We start from the raw sequence: 5409 nt of genomic DNA on the forward strand, positions 1-5409 counted from the left end.
AAGGCTTGGCTGATAGCAACGAAGTCCTTGTCATCCCTGGTTTCTTTGGTGTGACTAAGGAAAATCAAATCTGTACTTTTTCACGTGGAGGCTCAGATATTACAGGTTCTATCATTGCAGCAGGTGTTAAGGCTGATCTCTATGAGAACTTTACAGACGTAGATGGTATCTTTGCTGCCCATCCTGGTATTATCCACCAACCACACTCCATTCCTGAATTAACCTACCGTGAAATGCGTGAGTTGGCTTACGCTGGATTTTCAGTTCTTCATGACGAAGCCCTTCTTCCTGCCTACCGAGGAAAAATTCCTCTTGTCATCAAGAATACCAACAACCCTGACCACCCAGGAACACGCATTGTTTTAGAACACAGTAGTGATAAATTCCCAGTAGTAGGGATTGCAGGTGACTCAGGATTCGTCAGCATCAACATGTCAAAATACCTCATGAACCGTGAAGTCGGGTTTGGTCGCAAGGTTCTGCAAATCCTTGAGGATCTCAATATCGGTTGGGAACACATGCCTACAGGTATCGACGATCTTTCAATCATCCTCCGCTCCCGCGAATTGACTCCTATCAAAGAAGAAGAAATTCTACGTCAACTCGTTCAAAAGGCTGAGGTGGACCATGCTGAAATCGAACATGACCTTTCCATCATTATGATTGTTGGAGAAAAGATGAAGAGTCATATCGGGGTAACTGCTACTGCAACACGGGCTTTGTCTGAGAATAAAATCAACATCCAGATGATGTCACAAGGTTCAAGCGAAGTTTCCATCATGTTTGTTGTCAATAAAGAGCAAGAGAAGGCCGCTATCAAGGCTCTCTATCATGCCTTTTTCGATGAAAGTAAGGAAGACTAATCATGGCCCAATCACTCAATCAAGTCATTGACCTCCAAACTACTGGGACATCTTACCTCTCTATCTCTGGAAAAGTTGGAAAATTTCTAGTTGGGGATCAAGCCTTAGAGTTTTATCCTGATGTCAATGTCGAACAATATATCCAAATCCCCTGGTCCAGCATTCAGCAAATCGGAGCCAACGTAAGTGGTCGCAAGATCAGCCGCCACTTTGAAGTCTTCACTGATCAAGGAAAATTTCTCTTTGCTTCAAAAGACTCTGGAGCTATCCTCAAAATCGCTCGGGAAAAATTAGGAAACGACAAGGTCGTGAAACTTCCGACTCTACTCCAGACCATTGGACAAAAACTTAAAAATCTATTTGCAAAAAAGTAGAAACTTTAGTATAATCATAGCAACGGATAAGTAGGTTATCCTCTTCTTTCAGAAAGTCTGCGGGTGTTGCGAGCAGATAGGAGGGATAGGTGAAATTCTACCGTTGTTCACAATTAAATACAGAATCAAGTGCACACCTGTGAAGTTGGATGGAACCGTGGCCCTGCCACTCCAACACTTTGTCAGGTGTGCTTTTTTTCATAAAGGAGTTCTTATGTTAGATATTAAACGTATTCGTACAGATTTTGATGCTGTCGCTGAAAAATTAGCTACACGTGGTGTAGATGCTGCTATCTTAAATGAGATGAAAGAAATCGATGCTAAACGTCGTGACATCTTGGTCAAGGTTGAAACTCTAAAAGCAGAACGTAACACTGTTTCTGCTGAGATTGCCCAAGCCAAGCGCAACAAGGAAAATGCCGATGACAAGATTGCTGCTATGCAAACCCTATCTGCTGAAGTCAAAGCCTTGGATGCTGAATTGGGGGAAATCGATGCTAAATTGACAGAATTTACCACGACTCTTCCAAACATCCCAGCTGACAGCGTTCCTGTTGGAGCTGATGAGGACGATAATGTGGAAGTTCGCCGTTGGGGAACTCCGCGCGAGTTTGACTTTGAACCAAAAGCTCACTGGGATCTTGGTGAAGACTTGGGTATCCTTGACTGGGAACGTGGAGCAAAAGTTACTGGTGCTCGCTTCCTCTTCTATAAAGGACTTGGGGCTCGTTTGGAACGTGCTATCTACAACTTTATGTTGGACGAGCATGGAAAAGAGGGCTATACTGAAGTCATCACACCATACATGGTTAACCATGACTCAATGTTTGGTACTGGTCAATATCCAAAATTCAAGGAAGATACTTTTGAATTGAAAGACACTAATTATGTCCTTATTCCTACGGCTGAAGTGCCTCTGACAAACTACTACCGTGATGAAATCCTTGACGGTAAAGACCTACCAATCTACTTTACCGCTATGAGTCCATCATTCCGTTCTGAGGCTGGTTCTGCTGGTCGTGATACACGTGGTTTGATTCGTCTGCACCAATTCCACAAGGTTGAAATGGTCAAATTTGCCAAACCAGAAGAATCATACGAAGAATTGGAAAAAATGACAGCAAACGCTGAAAATATTCTTCAAAAACTCAACCTTCCATACCGTGTCGTTGCGCTCTCTACTGGAGATATGGGCTTCTCAGCTGCCAAGACTTATGACTTGGAAGTTTGGATTCCCGCCCAAAATACCTATCGTGAAATCTCAAGTTGTTCAAATACAGAAGATTTCCAAGCCCGTCGTGCCCAAATCCGTTACCGTGATGAAGCCGATGGCAAGGTGAAACTCCTTCACACCTTGAACGGTTCTGGACTTGCAGTTGGACGTACAGTGGCTGCCATTCTTGAAAACTATCAAAATGAAGATGGTTCTGTAACCATTCCAGAAGCACTTCGTCCATATATGGGTGGAGCTGAAGTTATCAAACCATAAAAAAAGGCCTAGCTATTTCTAGCTAGACCTTTTTTCGTAACCAAATCAGATAACCAACCAAGACAAAGAATAAAATAGTGAGGCATATAACAGTTTCAGCAAACACCAGATAATCCAGAAATGGAAGTTTCAAGATCCCCTGAGCCATCTTGAGCGAAGTAGCTGTGATAATGGTTGGGAAGGTGAGGGCTGAGAAGGCTGGTTGAAAGCCTTGTTTTAAAATATTGGGCAGGCGAGTTAAAACAAAGAAAAAGAAGGACTGAGATGCCAAAATCATGACAATCAAGAGCCAAGTCGGTAGGCCTGCTCCTCCAACTCGAACTAGAGAAGCTAAGAGTAGGGAAAAGGGAGCACAGTAGATTCCTTCCTGTCCAAGCAAGGCCACTGGGAGTGGATCTTTCTTTAAATCGCTATAAATAAGCGGATAGAGATAGAAGGTCAAGACAAAACCAAAACTCAAGGTCGCATAGGCAATCTCAATAATGCCTACCAGAGGATAGGTCAAGGCTGCTACTGCTATTCCCACATAGAGTACCGTCCAACTTGGAGTCGCATTGACCCTCCGACCCGGACAGGCAAATTTGATGGTAAAAGTAGCAATCAACGCCAAATCCAAGAGAAAGGAAAACCACCAGATTCCTTGTGCTAGCAAAGAAAGAGCAGGGAATACGCGAAAAACATAGGTCGATAAAATCATCCCAGCCATAGGAAAAGTGGCCATCCCAGATAAAAGAGGGGGCTTGGTCAATTCTTGCTTGGTTTCTTCCCAATTAAAAAGATGGAGAATCAGAAAGAAAAGCCACAACACTAGACCAGTCAGGCTCAATAAATGCGACAGAACAGGCAAAGTATCTGCAATCAGATTTCCTGCACCTGCTAAACCTAATAAACAGCCAGAGAATACTAAGGGTAGCTTTTTCATCCGAGCCTCCAATAATCATGTTATTATTAGTATAGCATAAAAGCGCTTAAAATAGCATAGAAAAATGAAGACTGGATTGCTCAGTCTTCATTTTTTCTTTCTGATTCGAACTAGGCATACGGTTGTAATTCTGGGTTAATAGGCGTATTGGCTAGATTGTTGGCATAGTTGCAGAGGCTGGCAAGACTAACACCGAGAACCACGTCCAAGGCATTTTGTTGCGTGTAACCAGCTTGCAAAAATTCAGCCAAGGCTTCATCTCCTACACGCCCTTTGGTATTGATGACCGCCAAGGTAAACTTAGCTAGAGTATCTAGTTTTGGATCTGTTTCAATCGGAGTGCGGTTGCGAAGGGCTTGGAGAAGATCATCATTCATCTGGATTTGTTTGATTGAAAAGGCAGTATGTCCAGCCACGCAGAAAGCGCAACCATTGGTTACGGCTGCCGTGATTTGCACTACTTCACGCTCTACTGGTGTTAAGCTATTGCGACGGTTGATGGCTCCGACAGTTCGGTAGGCTTCAAGCGCGGTAGGAGCGTTAGCCAAGAGACCGATTAGGTTGGGAATATAGCCATTGTTATCTTTTTGTACTGTTTCAAGAACTTCTTTCACTTCTGCTGGTGCTGATTCTACTGTGTGGATGGTAAATGTTGTCATAAGAAACCTCTTTTCATTTTATTGTCATTTAGTCTATCATAGAATTTCCCCCTTGGATAATATATATTTTCAATCGCCTTGATAGGAAATGTCTATGAAATGAAAAAATCACACTAAAAGTGTGATTGGGTTAGTGTTTAAAATACTTTTTAGTCTCAGCAATGACGACTGGCGACAAGACCAAGAGGGCAATCAAGTTTGGCAGAGCCATCAAGGCGTTGACGATATCTGCGATAATCCAAACCATATCCAACTCGATAAATCCTCCCAACAAGACCATGACTACAAAGACTACACGATAGAGCCAGATAAAACGAACACCAAAGAGAAACTCAAAACAGCGCTCTCCGTAATAGTTCCATCCGAGGATCGTCGTAAAGGCAAAGAGCACAAGGAAGATGGTCAAAAGAGCAGGTCCAAAGTGTGAAAAAACTGTTGAAAAGGCTGACTGGGTCAAGGCAACTCCATTCAAATCACCACTCCAAACACCAGTTACCAAGATTGTCAGACCTGTCAGAGTACAGATAATCAAAGTATCAATAAAGGTTCCTGTCATGGAAATCAAGCCTTGCTCGACAGGCTCATTAGTCTTAGCTGCAGCCGCTGCAATGGGAGCAGAACCAAGACCAGATTCGTTCGAAAAGACTCCTCGCGCCACACCATTCTGGATAGCCATCCGAATACTGGCACCTGCAAAACCACCTACCGCAGCAGTTGGACTAAAGGCTGAAGTAAAGATGAGGGCAAGTGTGGCTGGGATTTTCTCGATATTAAAGAGAATAACTGTAAGAGTCCCTAAAATATAGACAATAGCCATAAAAGGAACCACTGCTGTCGAAACTTTTGATATGGATTTGAGGCCACCAAAAACGGCAATCCCTACAAAAATGGATAAAATCAGAGCTGTGATTGCTGGATCAACTTGGGCTGTATTTTGAATGGATTCTGTAATCGAATTGACTTGGGTAAAGGTACCAATCCCTAGAAGGGCTACCAATACACCCGCTAGGGCAAAGAAGATAGCAAGTGGACGCCACTTTTCTCCCATCCCCAAAAGGATGTAATGCATGGGTCCTCCAGCTACAGCTCCATTTGCATCCTT

6 protein-coding genes are annotated in these 5409 nt (G+C 43.3%); 3 read left to right on the forward strand and 3 right to left on the reverse strand.

The window, feature by feature from the left end:
- From GMD4S_RS06805 to serS, 3 genes are all read left to right on the forward strand, one after another.
- Positions 1–863 (forward strand): aspartate kinase (locus GMD4S_RS06805; RefSeq protein ID WP_000452850.1); only part of this gene is annotated, 863 nt, incomplete at its 5' end.
- A gap of 2 nt (positions 864–865) precedes the next feature.
- On the forward strand, positions 866–1237 hold the full coding sequence (locus GMD4S_RS06810; protein ID WP_000079379.1) for a DUF956 family protein: 372 nt from the start codon (positions 866–868) through the stop codon (positions 1235–1237).
- Between the two features lie 214 nt (positions 1238–1451).
- On the forward strand, positions 1452–2726 hold the full coding sequence (gene serS, locus GMD4S_RS06815) for a serine--tRNA ligase (protein ID WP_000884221.1): 1275 nt from the start codon (positions 1452–1454) through the stop codon (positions 2724–2726).
- A 22-nt stretch (positions 2727–2748) separates the two neighbouring features.
- Here serS and GMD4S_RS06820 read toward each other — a convergent pair whose 3' ends face one another.
- The 3 genes from GMD4S_RS06820 to GMD4S_RS06830 form a co-directional block, all read right to left on the reverse strand.
- Positions 2749–3648 carry a TDT family transporter gene (locus GMD4S_RS06820; RefSeq protein WP_000735936.1) on the reverse strand — a complete coding sequence of 300 codons (900 nt, stop codon included), beginning with the start codon at positions 3646–3648 and terminating at the stop codon, positions 2749–2751.
- A gap of 110 nt (positions 3649–3758) precedes the next feature.
- Positions 3759–4307, reverse strand: a complete 549-nt coding sequence (locus tag GMD4S_RS06825) for a carboxymuconolactone decarboxylase family protein (RefSeq protein WP_000206775.1) — start codon at positions 4305–4307, stop codon at positions 3759–3761.
- Between the two features lie 130 nt (positions 4308–4437).
- On the reverse strand, positions 4438–5409 hold a 972-nt coding region (locus GMD4S_RS06830), incomplete at its 5' end, for an alanine/glycine:cation symporter family protein (RefSeq protein WP_000574434.1).

This window comes from Streptococcus sp. GMD4S (assembly GCF_000296955.1).